A 17,183-nucleotide genomic window follows, 5' to 3' on the forward strand; every position below is an offset into this window, starting at 1 on the left:
GACTGTCGGCTTTTTTAATTTCTGAGAAACGAGTGCCTAAAGCAATCGTTACAGTTATCGGCCAGTTCGAGCTCCTTATTTGAGAATCGTCTGATTATGGTTCCGTTCATCAGGAAAGAAGAATAATAATTAATCGTATCCTTCTTATGCCGTATGAAATGATCAACAACCAAACTTGGCTCCTTGGAATTACTGTAAATGCTTTCTGCACCGGTTAACCGGTAATTTCCTGAGTAAAAAAGTAAATTATTAATATATACTTCAAATACTCCGGCCGCTGTAAACCGCAAGATATGCACATCGCCGTTCTTGGGCTTTAGGTGCAAGCCAGCTATTCCACCAGTTGATGAAATCCAACGCCAGTCGCCTACAATGGGATGTTGTGGCTCAGTCGGTTGACAACCCCAGTTGATTAAGAAAAGAGCAAGTAGTGGTATAATCTTTTTCATAAGATAGCTTTAAAGACGCTGAAGCTCAAGTGACCCCTAGTTACTATTAATGGTTGTAACACCAACAAAGAGTTAGATCATTTTCTGGGGTTGACAGCTGCCGTTTCATTTTAAGTATTTTATAATATCAGTAGAGCAACTGTTTAATCCGCTTTTGCGTTATATCTTTATCTCATAACCCGAACACCCGGTCGTTCAGCATGATTTTTAAATTCTTATTCGTTCTTCTGCTCCTTATCGCCTTTGTACCGCCGGTACGACGGTTTTTCTTTTGGCTGCTGGTCGGTCGCCAACTTGCCAAAGAACAGCGAAAAGCCAATGAGCGTTTCAACCAGGGCGGTCGCGAAGGCGAAACCCGCGTTTATACGACGACGCCCGGCGCCACCGACTCCAAGCTGAAAGGGGGCGAATACGTGGATTACGATGAAGTGAAGTAACCCTCACTGACTCACCTCCCGTTCCTTCTGGTACTTCACGGCCATTCCCCGCATGGAATATCCATTGACGGTTGCCGAACTGTAGTATTGGTACCGAACGGCAATCAGCGCGTCGGCGCCCAGTTTTTTCGCCTGCATCGTTAAGCGCGCCAGCAGCAGTTCTTTCTGCTCAATGTTGTTGCCCCGTTTCACCATACGCCCTTTTATCGGTTCCTGCTGTTGTTGGGTGAGCGGCACTTCTTCCTTGTATTCCAGCCATTCCATTTCCGTAAAGGGCCGGTCGGGCTGCTGGTTTTCGTAGAACACATCCACCGGATAATTGGGCGACATCGAAATCGGAATCGCCGGCCGAAAACACCCCGCCAGACTGACCACCAGGCCCACCATTACCGCTAAACCGCCCGGTCTGAACTTCAGTAGTCGATATTTTGTATTCATAATTCGCTATTCATTAACACCTTTTCCACCACTTCCGGATAATATCGGTGTTCCAACACCTGCACTTTTCGGGCCACATCCTCCGGCGTATCAAAGGGTTCGAGCGCGCAGGAAGCCTGAAAAATGATGTTTCCCTCGTCATAGTGCTCATTCACGTAATGAATCGTGATCCCCGATTTGAGTTCGCCGGCTTCAACCACGGCTTCATGCACGAAATGGCCGTACATGCCTTTGCCGCCAAACTTTGGTAATAAAGCCGGGTGAATGTTGATCATCCGTTGAGGAAACGCTTTGACCAGTGTTTCCGGTATAAGCCACATAAAGCCCGCCAGTACAATCAAATCAATCTCCTGTTTCTGAAGGAGTTCCACGATACGATTGGTTTCGTAAAACGTCTTCCGGTCGAACACCAGAACCGGAACATGCAATTTCTGGTCGGGGCCAAAACCCCGGCGCGCACGCTCGATGATCCCGGCTTTCGGGTTGTTGGACAGGATCAAGGTAACCTCAATGTCGGGATGATCCGTCAAATACCCGGCAATTTTCTCCGCGTTGGTTCCGGAGCCGGAGGCAAAAATGGCAATTCGCTTCATGGATTGATCAAAATGGAACGCAATAACGCTACAAACCTACGTATCTTTCGAAAAAAATTGATGATATTAGCCGTATGCTTCAATCGCATCAACTGACCTTTTCGTACGCACCGACCAAACGATTCGCCTTTCCGGACATCCGCTGCAATGACCGCGAAGCGGTTTTGATTCTGGGAAAATCCGGTACGGGCAAAACCACGCTGCTGCATCTGCTGGCGTTACTCCTTCGGCCAGAGAACGGTTCGGTGACCATCGACCAGACCGACCTGACCCAATTGCCACCGGCCCAAACCGCCACCTTTCGGGCCGCTCATGTGGGCATCATCTACCAGAAACCGCATTTTGTCAGCGCACTGTCAGTCATGGACAACCTGCTATTGGCCAACTACCTGGCCAAAAACCCGCAGGATAAAAACCGCGCTCGTGAACTGGCCGCGCACCTGGGCTTTGCCGAACACCTGAACAAGAAAACGCACCAGATGAGTCAGGGCGAACAGCAGCGTGTGAGCATTGCGCGGGCCGTCATGAACAAACCGGGGGTGATTCTGGCCGACGAACCTACCTCCAGTCTCGACGACGTCAACTGCGCCCGGGTGGTGGCATTGCTGCGCGAACAATCCGAGCAAATCGGGGCCAGCCTGATTGTGGTGACGCACGACCAGCGGTTGAAAGACGAATTTTCGAATCAGGTGATTTTATAAAGTTTATAGTTTGAGGTTTATAGTTTAAAGTGTCTGAAAATCAACACGAAATGGCTTGATTACAACCACAGACTATAAACCATAAACGAACCAACTGCATATGAATCTTTTTAAAATAAGCTGGGCCAATCTGAAAGATAAACCGCTCAGTAGTTTCCTGAGTGGCTTGCTGATGACGCTGGGCATCACGATCATTTCGCTGTTGCTGCTGTTGAACAAGCAGTTGGACGAGCAGTTTTCCCGCAACGTCAAAGGCATCGACATGGTGCTAGGTGCGAAAGGCAGCCCGCTGCAACTGATTCTGTCGAGCATTTATCAGATCGATTCGCCGACGGGCAACATTCCACTGGAGGATGCCGAACGGCTGACCCGCAACCCGATGATCAAAACCGCCATTCCGCTGTCGATGGGCGATAGTTACAAAACCTTCCGGATTGTCGGTACGAACAAAAAATACGTCGATCACTTTGAAGCCACTGTCGGCCAGGGTACTTTATTCAGTAAAGACCTGGAAGTGACCATTGGCGCCCGCGTAGCCGAAACGACGGGTCTGAAACTGGGTGATACCTTCGCCGGTTCGCACGGACTGGATGGCAATGGCGAAGAACACGGCGAGACAAAATACAAAGTCGTCGGCATTTTCAACCCCAGCAACAGTGTTATCGACCAGTTGATTCTGACGCCTTTATCGAGCGTCTGGGCCATTCATGAACACCACGAAGAACACGAAGGCGAGGAGCACGAGGGCGAAGCACACACCGACGAAGACCATGACCACGAAGCACCCCGCGAAATTACCAGCATGCTGGTGAAGTTCCGGAATCCAATGGGCATGATGGTGGCGCGGGGCATCAACGACAACTCCAAACTGCTGGCGGCTCTGCCCGCCATCGAAATCAACCGCCTGTTCGATTTGCTGGGTATTGGCGTCGATACGTTGCGCGGACTGGCGGTCGCTATCATGCTCATCGCCGGCATCAGCGTATTTGTGTCGCTTTACAATTCGCTCAAAGAACGCAAGTACGAAATGGCCCTGATGCTGTCAATGGGTGCTGGCCGGACACAACTCTTCGGCATGCTGCTACTCGAAGGGTTGACGCTTTCCCTGATCGGTTTCATCTTAGGACTGGTTTTCAGCCGAATCGGTTTGCTCCTGTTCTCCATGCGCGCCGAACGCAATTTCCATTACAGCCTGAATAACCTGAACATCCTGCCCGAAGAATGGCTGGTGCTGGGTGTCGCCGTCCTGATTGGTATTGTTGCCGCAGCACTTCCGGCTTTGGGTGTCTACCGCATGAATATTTCGCAAACGCTGGCGGAAGAATGATGAGTTATGAGTTATGAGTTATGAGTTATGAGTTATGAGTTATGAGTTATGAGTTGAAACCCAGGTTAAGCCACATATACTGTATTTCAGCATCTTAAATTCTTTTTTTCAACTCTTAACTTTTAATTCTTAACTCTTAATTTCCAAAAACCGCTTTCACTTCCTTTAAATCCTGCCGGTGGGCCGTCAGGGCGTCCATCGTGTTCGGCGATTGCTTTTCGATGCATTGCTCCAGTACCAGATGCGGGCGAATTCCGAGTTTTTTTAGTTCTTGGGCCAGACGCGGGTAATCAATATCTCCGTCGCCGAATGTTTCCGCCCAAATGCCGTTTTTCGACTGGCGGAGGTGCAGTTCCGTAATGCGTTTTCCGTAGAGTTTCACAATGTCGAACAAAGCGACCTGCGAGTTGCCCGAACCCCGATAAATCCAGTGTACATCCAGACAAAGCGACACATTTTTAGGGTCGGTTTCCAGCATCATGTGGTGAAATTCGCGGGCAGCATTGCGCATTTCGACGTCATGCGTATGGTACGACAACGTCATGCCCCGCTTCCGAAGTTCGGCCCCGAGCAGGTCCAGATTGGCGGCCTGTGTGGCTAAGTCTGCATCGGTTTTGTCCTCCCCACTCCCCCACTTGATCGGGCTGGGATTGGTTACCACCAGCCGCACCCCCAGCGGACGGGCCGCATCCGCAATGGCCGTCACCGTCGCCAGCGTTTTGTCGGCTTCATCGGCCTTGTGCAAAGTGCTGTTGACATACAGCGAATGCATTTCCAGTTTGTGCTTTTTCAGCAGCGGTGCCAGCTTCCGGATTTCATCCGCCGACGTAATCGACGGCTCATACCCGACAATACCCGATTTGGCAAAATCGGCCAGCGACGCATCCAAATCCGCCGACCAGTTGCGGCCCTGCCGTTGATAAAACGTGTGCCAGGTATACTGGTTGCAGGCGATCTGCGGTCGCTCGGCGGCAGCGGTTTTTGCTCCGGCCACAGCGGTTTTGGTCAACGGAAGCAGCGCAGCCAAGCCGACCAGAGACTGTAAAAAAGTACGACGATCTGTGTTCATGGGTTTAGGGCGAAAACCCTGTCAGCGGTCGGAGACCCTGACAGGGGTTAAACTTTTGGTTTCTTTGAGCAAGAATATTGCGGTAACTTTTTCACCGCTGCCAGGGCCTTCGACCACTGACGGGGTGAAAAAGTTACCGCAAATTATCTAAATTTAACGCTTCGCTCCATCTTTCAAACTTTGTTTACCTGTTTTTCATGAAACACCGTTTTCTCCCGACTGGGCTGGCGGGCGTTCTGAGTTGCTTTGCGGTCTTCTTTCAGGCCGCTGCGCAAACGCCACCCGCCGGACCATACTCCTCTTCTGCTCAACTTGCAACCCGATTAAAAACCCTGACCAGCCGCTACGGCCCATTGACCAACCTACAGTCCATCGGCAAATCTCGCCAGGGAAAAGACGTCTGGCTGCTGACGGTGGGTCGCGGAACGGCAGCCCAAAAACCGGCCATTGCGATTGTCGCTGGTGTGCAGGGCGCTCATCTGGCCGGAACGGAACTGGCCGTTCAACTCGCCGAAAAACTGCTGGCGGCTTCGGGTCAGGATAGCGTGGCCCGGTTGCTCGACAGCAAGACGTTTTATATTTTCCCCAGTGTCAACCCCGATGCGCAGGAACAATTTGTGGCCAAACCACGCTACGAACGAACCGGCAACGGTGCCGATACCGACGACGACCGCGACGGTCGGCTAAACGAAGACCCTTTTGAAGACCTGAACAAAGACGGTTTGATCACGCAAATCCGCGTGGAAGACCCGACCGGCACCTTCATCGCCAGCAAAGACGACCCGCGAGTGCTGGTCAAAGCCGATCCGGCAAAGTCCGAAACCGGGCGTTATTTAGTGATTTCGGAAGGAACAGACAACGATAAAGACGGCGCTTTCAACGAAGACGGCGCGGGTGGCGTGGCACTGGACAAGAATTTCACTTTCGATTACCCGTTCTTCACGCCGGGTTCGGGCGAGATGCCGGTGTCGGAACCGGAAAACCGGGCCTTGCTCGACTTCCTCTACAAAGCCCCGAATGTCTACGCAGTTTTTACCTTCGGGCCGTATAACAACCTTTCAGAAGCGCCAAAATTCGACCGCACCAAAACCACCCGGCGGATCATTACCGGGGTCATGGAAAAAGACGCGCCCGTCGGCGATCAGGTTTCGAAACTCTACAACAGCCAGACGGCGCTGAAAGACGCGCCACCGATGCCGCCGACCAAAGGCAATTTTGCCCAAACCGCCTATTACCACTACGGACGGTTCAGTTTCTCGACACCGGGCTGGTGGACACCCAAAGCCACCGCTTCGGCAGATACCATGAAGGGAAAAGGCGGTGCGAAACCGTCGGACAATGACGACGTGAAGTTTCTGAAATGGGCCGATGCCAACAACGTCCGCGAGGTGTTTGTCAACTGGCAACCCATCGAACATCCCGATTTTCCGGGTCGGAAAGCGGAAGTAGGCGGTATCGCTCCGTTTGCCAAACTAAATCCGCCGGTTTCGTTTCTGAACGACATCGCTGACAAACACCTGAAATTCATGACGGCTTTTGTTCGCCAGATGCCGGTAATCGACGTCGTAAACCTGCGGACGGAATCGCTTTCGGGCGGACTAACGCGCGTCACGGCGCAGGTCATCAACCGGGGTTTGCTGCCGACGGGCTCCGAGATCGGCGACCGGGTGCGGTTTGTTCCCAAGATGAAAATCGAGCTGCGAACCGGCAACGGCCAAACCGTGGTATCGGGCCGGAAGCGGATTCTGCGCAGTCCGATGGCGGCTGGCGAGTCGATGGAAGTCACGTTCCTCGTCTCCGGCACGGGCCGCGCCACGCTCGAAGCCGGCAACGCCATGACCGGCCTTAAATCAATCGACATCACCCTCAAATAAACCCTCATTACCTCTGATGTTTTCTGATCAACTCTGTGAAATAGTTATTACGCAGAGTTGATCAGAGAACATCAGAGGTAATCAGAGAAAAATTATGAAAAAGATAGGTATACTTTTCTGGACACTACTTGCCATTCCCGCTTTTGCGCAGCAGAAACCGGCGCAGAACGACGATCTGACCGGGTTGCGGGCCGTGGGTTCACCGGCCAACCCGAAAGTGCCGATGCGCTGGAATCATTACAACGACTACGCCGGGATTACGAAGTTTTGCCAGGATATGGTGAAGGCCCACCCGAACCTGGTGAAGCTCGAATCGATGGGCAAAACGTTTCAGGGCCGCGATTTGTGGGTGCTGGTCGTCAGTGATTTCAAAACCGGCAACGCCGATCGCAAACCCGGTTTTTACATCGACGGCAACATTCACTCCAACGAGTTGCAGGGGTCGGAAATTGCGATGTATACGGCCTGGTATCTGGCGGAGAATTTTGGCACCATCGAGTTTACGACCCAGTTGCTGAAAGACAAGGTGTTTTACATCGCGCCCAGCATCAACCTCGACGCGCGGGAAGACTTTATCAAGAATCCCAACAATCCCAATTCGCCCCGCTCGGGGCTGATGCCGTTCGACGACGATGGGGATGGCGAGATCGATGAAGACAAGTACGATGACCTCGATGGCGACGGCAACATCGTGCTAATGCGCCGGAAAACCCCGCTGGGCCGTATGAAACAGGACCCCAACGACCCGACGCGCATGATTCCGGCCAAAGCCGATGAACCGGGCGAATACGAGCTGCTGGGCTACGAAGGCATCGACAACGACGGCGACGGACAAGTGAACGAAGATGTAGCCGGACGCTACGACCCCAACCGCGACTGGGGCTGGGGCTGGCAACCGGATTACATTCAGGGCGGGGCGCTGTTTTATCCCGGAACCTTACCCGAGACGCAGGCCATCAAGAAATACATCATTGGCCACCCGAACATCGCCGGAGCCCAGAGCTATCACAACTACGGCGGGATGATGCTGCGCGGGCCGGGTGCCGAAGAAGATCAGCAATATTACAATCCGGGCGACATTGCGGTGTATGACGTCATCGGGCGTACGGGCGAAAAAATCATTCCCGGCTACAATTACTACGTGATTTACAAGGATTTGTATACGGTTTATGGTGGCGAAATCGACTGGCTGGCGCTGGGCCGGGGCGTTTTTACCTTCTCCAACGAGCTGATGTCGTCGTATCTGCTGTTCCGGCAAAAACCGGGGGAAAGCAACCGGTTTCAGAACGACGAGTTCAATCAGTTTGGGAAATATTTGCTGTTCGATGATGCGTATGTGGCCTGGAAACCGTTCAAACATCCGCAGTATGGCGACATCGAAATTGGTGGCCCCAAGAAGAATTACATCCGCAACCACCCCGGTTTTATGCTGGAAGAAGACGCCCACCGGAACATGTCGTTCACGCTTTTCCACGCTCACCAGACGCCGAAGCTGGACGTTCAAGCCATCACCACGAAACCGCTCGGCAACGGCCTGACGGAAGTGACGGCCACCGTCGTGAACCAGCGCGTGATTCCCACGCACTCCGCGCACGACATCCGGTTTAAAATTGAACGACCCGATTACATCACACTCAAAGGAGCCACGCCACTGGCGGCCATGATTGTCGAAAATGCCGATCTGAATATTACGAAAGAGCAGAAAAATAACCCTGCAACGATCGAGGTGCCAAACATTCCGGGCATGGGGTACGTGAAAGTCCGCTGGATCGTGAAAGGCGGTGGTGGCAAATACACGGTTTCGGTCGACAGCCGCAAAGGTGGCGTGGTTGAAAAAACGCTGTAATGGTCAACGAACTCCGACAAACCCAGTTTCGACTACAACAACCATAGATTCGACTACATCTATTTTTTGGGGGCTGCTGACCTTTGCAGAAACAAAAAAATAGAAAAATGAAAATCATACTAACCGGTTCGTTAGGACACATCAGCAAACCATTGACGCAGGAATTGGTAGAAAAAGGCCATGCGGTTACCGTCATCAGCAGCAAGCCCGACAAGCAATCCGCTATCGAAGCCCTGGGAGCCACCGCAGCCATTGGGTCGCTGCAAGACGCTGATTTTCTGACGAAAACGTTCACCGGTGCCGATGCAGTGTATACGATGGTGCCACCAGCCAACTATTTCGATCATACCCTCGACCTGCTGGCCTACTATCACCGGATCGGCACCAACTATGCACAGGCCATCGGACAGTCGGGCGTAAAGCGGGTGGTAAATCTCAGTACGATTGGTGCCCATTTAGGGGCCGGTGAGGGCTCGGGTATTTTACTCGGCGCGCACGATGTAGAGCAGATTCTGAACGCGCTGCCCGCGGATGTGGCCATCACCCACATGCGGCCCACTTCTTTTTACTACAACTTATATGGCTACACCGCGATGATCGAAGCAGAGGGGGTTATCGCAGCCAACTATGGTGCCGACGGCACGATCCCCTGGGTTTCGCCAGTCGATATTGCGGCTGCGATTGCTGAAGAACTCGAAACCCCGCTTGTTGGCCGAACCGTGCGGTATGTAGCCAGTGAAGAATTGACGGGCAACGAGACTGCCACCCTGTTAGGGGCTGCCCTTGGAATGCCTGATTTAAAATGGATTCTTATTTCGGACGAACAAACGCAGAAGGGGTTGGTGTCTATCGGGATGAATCCGACCATTGCGGCCAGTCTGGTTGAAATGTATGCCAGTCTGTACACGGGTGTCCTGGCCGAAGACTATAACCGCCATAAACCGGCGTTGATGGGTAAGGTAAAACTGACGGATTTTGCGGAAGAATTTGCGGCTGCCTTTCACCAAAAATACGTATCTTGACGTATGGCTACCACGCAACCACGGCGGTTTAAAACGATTGGTGAATTCCACCAGTTTAGGGAATTGCCCAAGCCTGAGCATCCGTTAATCAGCGTAATTAATCTGGAATCAACCAAGCAGTTGCCTGCCAACGAAACCGGCATCGTGAAGGATTTCTATTCCATTGCGCTAAAAAGAAACTTCAATGCCCGCATGAAATACGGGCAGCAGGAATTTGACTTTAACGAAGGCCTGATGTTCTTCATGGCCCCGGGCCAGGTCCTGAAAATTGAGATCGAGAAGGATACCATACTACAACAGACGGGGTGGATGTTACTGGTCCATCCCGACTTTTTATGGAATACGCCCTTAGCCAAAACCATCAAGCACTATGAATATTTCGACTACTCGGTGAACGAGGCCCTGTTTCTGTCTGAGAAAGAAGAAGCCATCATGGCCGGGATTGTCGAAAGCATTCAGCAGGAATACCACGCAGCCATTGACAAGTTCAGCCAGGATATCATCATCGCCCAACTGGAAGTATTGCTCAAGTATGCAGACCGGTTTTATCAGCGGCAGTTCATCACCCGAAAAATAGCCAATCATAAAATCCTGGATCGTCTGGAGAAGCTGATTGCCGACTATTTCAACAGTGACGACTTAATGAAACAGGGTTTGCCAACCGTTCAATACGTTGCCGAAAATCTAAATCTATCACCCACGTATTTAAGTGGCCTGCTCAAATTAATAACCGGACAAACTACCCAGCAACACATTCACGACAAATTGATCGAAAAGGCCAAAGAGAAACTATCTGCCACCGATTTGTCCGTCAGCGAAATTGCCTACGAATTAGGGTTCGAACATCCACAGTCGTTCAGTAAATTATTCAAGACCAAAACCAGCCTTTCTCCGCTGGAATTTCGGCAGTCTTTTAATTAAGCAGCCCGGCATGGCTTTGTTCGGATGCAGGAAAGCAATCCATCTTCTTTCCGTTTACTCAATACTATGCCTCCCGCTCGCGAAGATTACTTACCTTTCGAACGATCTGAAAGACAGCATTCTGCCTGAATCGTGCTGAAGTTCAGACCACTAAGCTGGCAGAAAACCGATCGGTCGCCACTCACCCGACCAGCGGTTATCTGCGGTTGAATCCACCCGTTTAAATCCAGGAAAGATGAATCCAAACAAAGCGTTATGGGAAAAAGGAGACTTCACCCAAATTGCCGCCACCATGCGGGAAAGCGGTGAAAAACTGGTTGCCGACCTGAACATCACCAGAGACCTTCACGTGCTCGACCTTGGTTGTGGCGATGGCACCACGGCCATCCCGGAAGCCAAACGGGGAGCTACGGTTTTAGGCGTTGACATCGCCCGGAATCTGGTTGAAGCCGGCAACCGTCGGGCCAAAGCGGAAGGACTGACCAACTGCACCTTTCAGGAAGGGGATGCGACGGATTTGCAGGAACTGGAAGATGAGCGTTTTGATCTCGTCGTCAGCATCTTTGGTGCCATGTTTGCGCCGAAGCCCTTTGAGGTCGCCAAAGAAATGGTTCGGGTGACCCGTCCCGGGGGCCGGATCGTCATGGGAAACTGGATACCGGGCGATCCTACGCTGGTGGCCCAAATACTAAAAATCAGTTCGGCCTATACGCCCCCACCGCCGGAAGGGTTCATCAGCCCCATGCTGTGGGGAGTAGAAAGCCACGTTACTGAACGCTTTGAGAAAGCCGGTGTGTCCAAAGACAACATAACCTTTCTGAAAGATACGTTTACCTTCAATGCCCCGTATGCCCCTTCCGAATTCGTTCAGGCATTCAAAAACTATTACGGCCCGACCATGAATGCGTTTGAAGCCGCCGAAAAAAATGGGAAAGCATGGGAACTACAGCGCGAATTGGAAGACCTGTTTACCAGTCAGAACAAAAGCACCGATCCGAAACACACTTCGGTAGATGCCACGTTCTTACGGGTTACGGTGATGCGGTGAACAACCGGTCGTGATTCGACAAAACTACCCACCGCTCACTTTTTCCTAGCGCATATACACGCCGATGCGCTCCTCATCGCTCAGCACCACCAGCACGTGTTCGGTCAGCGTGGTGCTGAGTTTGTAGCCAATGTAATCGGCGGCAACGGGGTAGCGTTTGTGGTCACGGTCGACCACCACGGCCACCTTCAGCTTGGTCACGGGCACATTCAGAAACGGTTGCAGGGCAAACGCCAGGGTTCGCCCCGAGTTCAGGACGTCATCGATCACGATGACCGATTTTCCGGTAAAAACCGCTTTCTCGGCATCCAGATGAACCGGCGGTTGCTCCAGCGTGGTTTTGTCCAGCGTAATTTTCATCACCATGACCTCCAGGGGAGAAATCTGCCGCAATACCTCCGCCAGCCGTTCGGCCAGCACGTGCCCTTCGCCCGATACGCCGGCCAGAATCACGTCAGATTCTTCAAAGTTGTTCTCGTAAATCTCAAAGGCAATCCGGCGTATTTTTTGCTCTACTTGTACGCGGGTCAGAATCTGGGTAGTCTCGGAAGTCATAACCGATCAGGGAAGTCGATGGTAAAAAATGAAAATTACCCGAAAACGCCGAATGCTCAAAATAAACGAAGCCTTTTCGTACTTTTGCAAACTGTTCAGACAAGAGAGTTGAGACAAGAGACAAAAGACTTGAAGTCTCTTTCTCTTTATTCTCTTGTCTAACATCTCCAGTCTAAAATGTAATTTATTTCAATGATTATCAAAACCAAAAAATACGCCCTCGACCAGAAAACCTACATCAGTCTGGCGATGCGTAGCTGGGTAAAAAACAACTGGTACTGGGGTTTCGTCCCACTGGGTCTCATTTTTGCCAATGCCATCCTGAACGTGACGGGCGTTTATCCGAACTGGTGGATTTACCTCGTCATTGTACTCCTCACCATCCTGTACGTGCTGTTCTGGGCCGTGCAGTTTACGGGCATCACGCAAATGGAACAGACCAAATCGCTGTTTCAGAAATATGTCTACGAGATTGACAGCCGCCAGATTATGCTGAAACTGAACGCCCGTGAAGGCGGTATCCTGAAATGGGATCAGATCCGGAGCGTGACCAAAGACAAAACCGCTTATGTCATGGTGGTTTCCAACGACCAGGCGATGAACGGCATGAAAGTAAACTGGCTGGCCAAAATCGTGGCTAAAGGCATGAAAAACGCCCAGTTCCTCTACCTGCCGTATTCGATCTTCACCACCGAAAACGAACTGAAGTTCATGGATACGCTCCTGAAACGGAAGGGTTTTTTGGCGGAACCCGAAAAGATAAAAGCGTAGCAACCCCCAAAAAAAGGCAACGGGAAGAAACGGCAAAAAGCGTTTCTTCCCGTTGCCTTTTTTTGAGTTATTTCGCCTGGTTGGTGAAATCGACCACTGTTACATCGGCCAGCCAGCCGCCAACAAGTTTACCAAATTCTTTGTGAGCCGGGTGCGGCAGGTAAGTATCCCGGTCTTTTTCGTTCGCAAACGTCAGCACAAAGGCGTGCGTCAGGCCCTTGTCGAGTTTCTCCGGGCTGTTGTTGGTTCCCCACTTAAAGCCTTTGATTTCTTTAATTTTTGAGGGTAATGCTTCAAAAGCGGCTACAATTTCTTTCACCTTCTCGGGCGTAGCTTCCGGTTTGAATTTGAAAAGAACAACGTGGGTGAGATCGGATGGAGTCATTTTGTTTTGAGCGGAAGCGCCGGTCAGGGCGAGACCAAAAAAAAGAAGGGTGGCAAAAACGGTTTTCATGAAATTGGTTCGTAAGTTTTAACGCTGCGACTACAGGACGTTTCAAATAAGGCAATCTGCTTCGGAAACTACTGCCTACTGCTTCTCGGCATACGGAATGACCAGTTTCTCCCCCCGGGCGGCATAATTCTTGGTCTTTCCGTTGGCTTTCATCAGCGCATCGACTGTAACTCCGTATTTTTCAGCCACGACACGGAGAATATCGCCGGCGCCAACGGTATGATACGCCCGCGCTTTCACCTTCAGTTTCGTCACGTCGGCCTTCACCGCGTTATCTTTCAAATCCGGATTCAGTGCTTTTAACGTACTGATACTCAGATTGTACTTGGTGGCTACACTGTAGATCGTTTCACCCGGTTTTACGGTATGCGTAATCGATACCCCACCCGCCGGAACATTCACTTTGGGCGTTTCTTTTTTCTCTTCTTTGGGCTTTTCTTCTTTTGGCTTTTCCTCTACCGGTTTCTCTTCCCGCACCGGTTTTTCTTCTTTGACTTCGGCTACCGGTTTCTCCGCCGGTTTGCCCACTGCCGGGCGTTCTTCGGAATCCAAAGCCGGTTTTTTAGGGACTTCCTTTTCCTCATCGATGGGCGCTGGGGCCGTCTGCGACAAGTCGATGGGCGCATTCCGGCTGGACGTATCGATTTCGATGGGCGCTACCAGTTCCGGTTCCAGCGGCAGTTCCACCGGTTTTTGCACGGTCGTATCCAACGCGACACTCGTCAGTTCCTCCGACCCTTTCGTGTCATCGGCCACGTACTCGTAGCCCACGTACAACAGGGCCAGAATCGTCAGAATCAGAACGGCCAGCGTAATGGTGGGCAAACTTGAACCCTCCGTCTGCCGGGGGTTACGCTTCGCATTTTCGGTTTCCATATATAAGGTTTACAGTTTACGGTTTATGGTTTATGGTTGGCTGACGCATTCTTATTCGTGCGTCAGCCAACCATAAACCATAAACCGTAAACCCGTTAACTGTTCTTTACCTCCTGGCTCATTTTTTCCACTTTCACTTTCATGTCTTCCTTGTAGTTCTGCAACCGTTGGGCCACGATTTCGTCGAATGTCCCCACAATCTGAGCCGCCAGAATCCCGGCGTTGCGGGCACCGTTGAGGGCTACGGTTGCCACCGGCACCCCCGAAGGCATTTGCAGAATTGAAAGAACAGAATCCCAGCCATCGATCGAATTGCTGGATTTCACCGGCACCCCGATCACCGGCAAGGTCGTCAGCGAAGCGACCATCCCCGGCAAGTGGGCGGCACCACCCGCACCGGCAATCACCACTTTCAAACCCCGCTGGCGGGCGGTTTTGCCGTATTCCACCATTTTCTCCGGCGTCCGGTGGGCCGAAACCACATCGATTTCGTACGAGACTCCCAACTCAGTCAATATATCGGCCGCTTCCTGCATGACCTTCAGGTCCGAGCTGCTGCCCATGATGATTCCAACCATATTTTTAGTGAAGAGTGAAGAGTGAAGAGTGAAGAGTTGGCTGACGCATACAACTCTTCACTCTTCACTCTTCACTCTTCATTTTTGACTCTTCACTTTTATAGTTTCCTTCACCGAATCGGCTTTCGCTTTCAGTGCATTTAAATCCGAACTAATAACGGTAATATGCCCCATTTTGCGAAACGGGCGGGTGATTTTTTTACCATAAAGAAAGGGAAACACACCCGGCATCGCCAGCAGGGCTTCCATGCCTTCATACCGGGCGGGGCCGCTGTGGCCGGGTTCGCCCAGTAGGTTGATCATCGCGGCTGGCGAAAGGATGGCCGTATCGCCCAACGGCAGGTTCAGGATGGCCCGCCAGTGTTGTTCAAACTGCGACGTCACGTTCGCCCGAATCGTGTGGTGACCGCTGTTGTGCGGACGTGGCGCCACTTCGTTGACGATGATTTGCTGGTCTTTTGTCAGAAACAACTCCACCGCCAGCAAACCGACAATTCCGAAAGCTTCGGCGGTTTTCCGGGCAATTTCCTGCGCCTGTTGATCGACGGTTTCAGAAATCGCTGCGGGGGCAAACAGGTATTCCACCAGATTCTGTTCGGGATGAAAGACCATTTCGACCGTCGGGAAGGTCGCCGTTTGGCCCTGCTCGTTGCGGGCGACAATCACCGCCAGTTCTTTCTCGAAATCAACGGCTTTTTCCAGAACGCCCGGCGCGTCGAAGGCTTTATCCACATCATCAACGGAAGCAATCCGCTGCACCCCGCGACCGTCGTAGCCATCGCGGCCCAGTTTGTGGAAAGCGGGCAGGAACTCCGGATTTTTCGCTACATCGTCCCGGTTTTCAGTCAGAATGAAATCCGCCGTGGGGAGGTTATGCTCGCGGTAAAACTGTTTCTGCGCCCGCTTGTCCTGAATAATCCGGATCACCGACGGCTGCGGAAAAACCCGCTTTCCTTCGCGCTCCAGAGCCTCAAGGGCGTCAACATTCACCCGCTCGATTTCAATCGTCAGCACATCGACCTGCTGGCCAAACTGATAAACCGTATCGTAGTCGGTGAGTGACCCTTGCGTAAATGACGTAGCCAGGTGGCGGCAGGGCGCTTCGGCATCGGGGTCCAGAATATGAACAATCAGGTTCCAGTCGATCCCGGCCTGAATCAGCATCAGGCCCAGTTGACCTCCTCCGAGGATTCCAATGCGGGTTGTGGGGTTGAATGTAAGCATACTTGTAACAATCCTCCGCAAAAGTAGCCCCAATTCGGACTTTATCGTACTTTTTAAGACACTATATTCGATCTACTTAGCATCCCGTTGCCTTGCTGCTGCAAGCGCATGGCTAAGCTCAGCCCCTGGTTTTAAGCGTGCGATTATGAAATAAATCAAATCAGGCATTTTTGAACCGTGAAACGGTTACGAACTCCACTTTTCCGTCATAGCCCCACGGTTTTAACCGTGGGCTGGATTTTTTGCCTTTCCAATCAGCAATTTTGGGTTAAAAATGACGGTTTCAGCCAATTTTTGGTCATTAAATAAATAAACCGTTTTCCTGCACCCGCCCGGTTCTCAACAATTCCAACTCTTCCTGTTAATTTGCACGTTCATACCTGAAGCGGGAAGTACCAAAATAGCGTACAAGACAAGAGATGAAAGACAAGAGACCAACCAACCCTTTGACTATCAACCATCTGCTTCATTTCTCACGTCTAACCTCTTTCATCTCTATTTAACCTATGAAGGACAAACTATTCAATCAAAAAGACCTAATTGCTTATTTCATTGTTGCGGCCATTGGTGCCTCCCTGCAAATTGTTGTGAGTTCGTTGCTTCAGGAGTGGTTCAAGGTTTCCTACGAAAATGGCGTCTTACTGGGCTACATCAGCTCGTTTTTCATCGGCTTTTTTCTTACCAAACTGCTGGCATTCAACGCCAAAAACTCGGCCAAAACCCGCCGGGAGATGGTTAAATTTGCGATGGTTTCGGTGATTTCCTGCCTGATTACGGTCTACGGTGCGTCGGCCTTATACAACTTCTCGGTCAGTCAGAACGGGATCTACGTGTTTACGCTGCCGGGATCGGTCAAGACCGTGAATATCAACAAGTTGTTTTCTCACACATTCGGAATGGGCCTGAGTTTTATCTCCAATTACATTCTGCACAAAACCTTTACCTTCAAAAATACCGGTTTCTACGAACGGCTGAAATCGCTGCTGAACCTGAACTAATC

The 17,183-nt window shown here is 51.4% G+C and carries 19 protein-coding genes; 10 read left to right on the forward strand and 9 right to left on the reverse strand.

The genetic code is table 11. From position 1 onward, the window contains the following. Positions 1-14: 14 nt before the first annotated feature. On the reverse strand, positions 15-449 hold the full coding sequence (locus FH871_RS04490; RefSeq protein WP_138990100.1) for a hypothetical protein: 435 nt from the start codon (positions 447-449) through the stop codon (positions 15-17). A gap of 200 nt (positions 450-649) precedes the next feature. Here FH871_RS04490 and FH871_RS04495 point away from each other — a divergent pair, with 200 nt between their 5' ends. After that, complete coding sequence (locus tag FH871_RS04495; RefSeq protein WP_114405469.1) at positions 650-886, forward strand: DUF4834 domain-containing protein; 237 nt, start codon at positions 650-652, stop codon at positions 884-886. A gap of 3 nt (positions 887-889) precedes the next feature. Here the strand turns inward: FH871_RS04495 and FH871_RS04500 are convergent, their stop codons facing one another. Together FH871_RS04500 and FH871_RS04505 are read right to left on the reverse strand one after the other, a co-directional pair. Next, the gene (locus FH871_RS04500) at positions 890-1,324 is read right to left on the reverse strand and encodes a hypothetical protein (RefSeq protein ID WP_229317033.1); all 435 of its coding nucleotides are present in this window, start codon (positions 1,322-1,324) and stop codon (positions 890-892) included. Next, a complete protein-coding gene (locus FH871_RS04505) occupies positions 1,321-1,917 on the reverse strand; it encodes a phosphoribosylglycinamide formyltransferase (protein ID WP_138990101.1) in 597 nt (198 codons plus the stop codon). Before FH871_RS04505 ends, FH871_RS04500 begins: the two co-directional genes overlap by 4 nt. A 74-nt stretch (positions 1,918-1,991) precedes the next feature. Here FH871_RS04505 and FH871_RS04510 point away from each other — a divergent pair, with 74 nt between their 5' ends. Together FH871_RS04510 and FH871_RS04515 are read left to right on the forward strand one after the other, a co-directional pair. Then, positions 1,992-2,618 (forward strand): ABC transporter ATP-binding protein, encoded by a 627-nt coding sequence (locus tag FH871_RS04510; protein WP_138990102.1) that lies wholly within the window; start codon positions 1,992-1,994, stop codon positions 2,616-2,618. Positions 2,619-2,718: 100 nt separating this feature from the next. Then, on the forward strand, positions 2,719-3,945 hold the full coding sequence (locus FH871_RS04515) for an ABC transporter permease (protein ID WP_138990103.1): 1,227 nt from the start codon (positions 2,719-2,721) through the stop codon (positions 3,943-3,945). A 136-nt stretch (positions 3,946-4,081) separates the two neighbouring features. On the opposite strand, the gene FH871_RS04520 is transcribed toward FH871_RS04515, so the two are convergent. After that, positions 4,082-5,014, reverse strand: coding sequence for a sugar phosphate isomerase/epimerase (locus FH871_RS04520; RefSeq protein ID WP_138990104.1), 933 nt, complete (start codon positions 5,012-5,014; stop codon positions 4,082-4,084). 197 nt (positions 5,015-5,211) lie between these two features. Here FH871_RS04520 and FH871_RS04525 point away from each other — a divergent pair, with 197 nt between their 5' ends. The 5 genes from FH871_RS04525 to FH871_RS04545 all read left to right on the forward strand — a co-directional run bounded on the left by FH871_RS04525 (position 5,212) and on the right by FH871_RS04545 (position 11,725). Continuing rightward, the gene (locus FH871_RS04525) at positions 5,212-6,888 is read left to right on the forward strand and encodes a M14 family metallopeptidase (protein WP_138990105.1); all 1,677 of its coding nucleotides are present in this window, start codon (positions 5,212-5,214) and stop codon (positions 6,886-6,888) included. Positions 6,889-6,982: 94 nt separating this feature from the next. Next, on the forward strand, positions 6,983-8,734 hold the full coding sequence (locus FH871_RS04530; protein WP_138990106.1) for a M14 family metallopeptidase: 1,752 nt from the start codon (positions 6,983-6,985) through the stop codon (positions 8,732-8,734). A 107-nt stretch (positions 8,735-8,841) separates the two neighbouring features. After that, entirely contained in the window at positions 8,842-9,756 is a 915-nt protein-coding gene (locus FH871_RS04535) for an NAD(P)H-binding protein (RefSeq protein ID WP_138990107.1), read from the forward strand. A gap of 3 nt (positions 9,757-9,759) precedes the next feature. Further along, positions 9,760-10,677 (forward strand): AraC family transcriptional regulator, encoded by a 918-nt coding sequence (locus FH871_RS04540; protein ID WP_138990108.1) that lies wholly within the window; start codon positions 9,760-9,762, stop codon positions 10,675-10,677. A gap of 235 nt (positions 10,678-10,912) precedes the next feature. After that, positions 10,913-11,725, forward strand: coding sequence for a class I SAM-dependent methyltransferase (locus FH871_RS04545; protein WP_138990109.1), 813 nt, complete (start codon positions 10,913-10,915; stop codon positions 11,723-11,725). A 45-nt stretch (positions 11,726-11,770) separates the two neighbouring features. On the opposite strand, the gene FH871_RS04550 is transcribed toward FH871_RS04545, so the two are convergent. After that, on the reverse strand, positions 11,771-12,280 hold the full coding sequence (locus tag FH871_RS04550; RefSeq protein ID WP_138990110.1) for a phosphoribosyltransferase family protein: 510 nt from the start codon (positions 12,278-12,280) through the stop codon (positions 11,771-11,773). 192 nt (positions 12,281-12,472) lie between these two features. Here FH871_RS04550 and FH871_RS04555 point away from each other — a divergent pair, with 192 nt between their 5' ends. Beyond that, the gene (locus tag FH871_RS04555) at positions 12,473-13,051 is read left to right on the forward strand and encodes a YcxB family protein (RefSeq protein ID WP_138990111.1); all 579 of its coding nucleotides are present in this window, start codon (positions 12,473-12,475) and stop codon (positions 13,049-13,051) included. Positions 13,052-13,118: 67 nt separating this feature from the next. On the opposite strand, the gene FH871_RS04560 is transcribed toward FH871_RS04555, so the two are convergent. The 4 genes from FH871_RS04560 to FH871_RS04575 form a co-directional block, all read right to left on the reverse strand. Continuing rightward, complete coding sequence (locus tag FH871_RS04560; protein WP_229317059.1) at positions 13,119-13,436, reverse strand: Dabb family protein; 318 nt, start codon at positions 13,434-13,436, stop codon at positions 13,119-13,121. 144 nt (positions 13,437-13,580) lie between these two features. Continuing rightward, complete coding sequence (locus FH871_RS04565; protein WP_138990113.1) at positions 13,581-14,381, reverse strand: LysM domain-containing protein; 801 nt, start codon at positions 14,379-14,381, stop codon at positions 13,581-13,583. A 95-nt stretch (positions 14,382-14,476) separates the two neighbouring features. Beyond that, positions 14,477-14,959 carry a 5-(carboxyamino)imidazole ribonucleotide mutase gene (gene purE, locus FH871_RS04570; protein ID WP_138990114.1) on the reverse strand — a complete coding sequence of 161 codons (483 nt, stop codon included), beginning with the start codon at positions 14,957-14,959 and terminating at the stop codon, positions 14,477-14,479. 78 nt (positions 14,960-15,037) lie between these two features. Then, the gene (locus FH871_RS04575) at positions 15,038-16,183 is read right to left on the reverse strand and encodes a 5-(carboxyamino)imidazole ribonucleotide synthase (protein WP_138990115.1); all 1,146 of its coding nucleotides are present in this window, start codon (positions 16,181-16,183) and stop codon (positions 15,038-15,040) included. A gap of 506 nt (positions 16,184-16,689) precedes the next feature. Between FH871_RS04575 and FH871_RS04580 the strand changes: the two genes are divergently transcribed. Then, the gene (locus FH871_RS04580; RefSeq protein ID WP_138990116.1) at positions 16,690-17,181 is read left to right on the forward strand and encodes a GtrA family protein; all 492 of its coding nucleotides are present in this window, start codon (positions 16,690-16,692) and stop codon (positions 17,179-17,181) included. The last annotated feature ends 2 nt before the right edge of the window (positions 17,182-17,183 follow it).

This window comes from Larkinella sp. C7 (assembly GCF_006149005.1).
Classification (GTDB): domain Bacteria; phylum Bacteroidota; class Bacteroidia; order Cytophagales; family Spirosomataceae; genus Larkinella.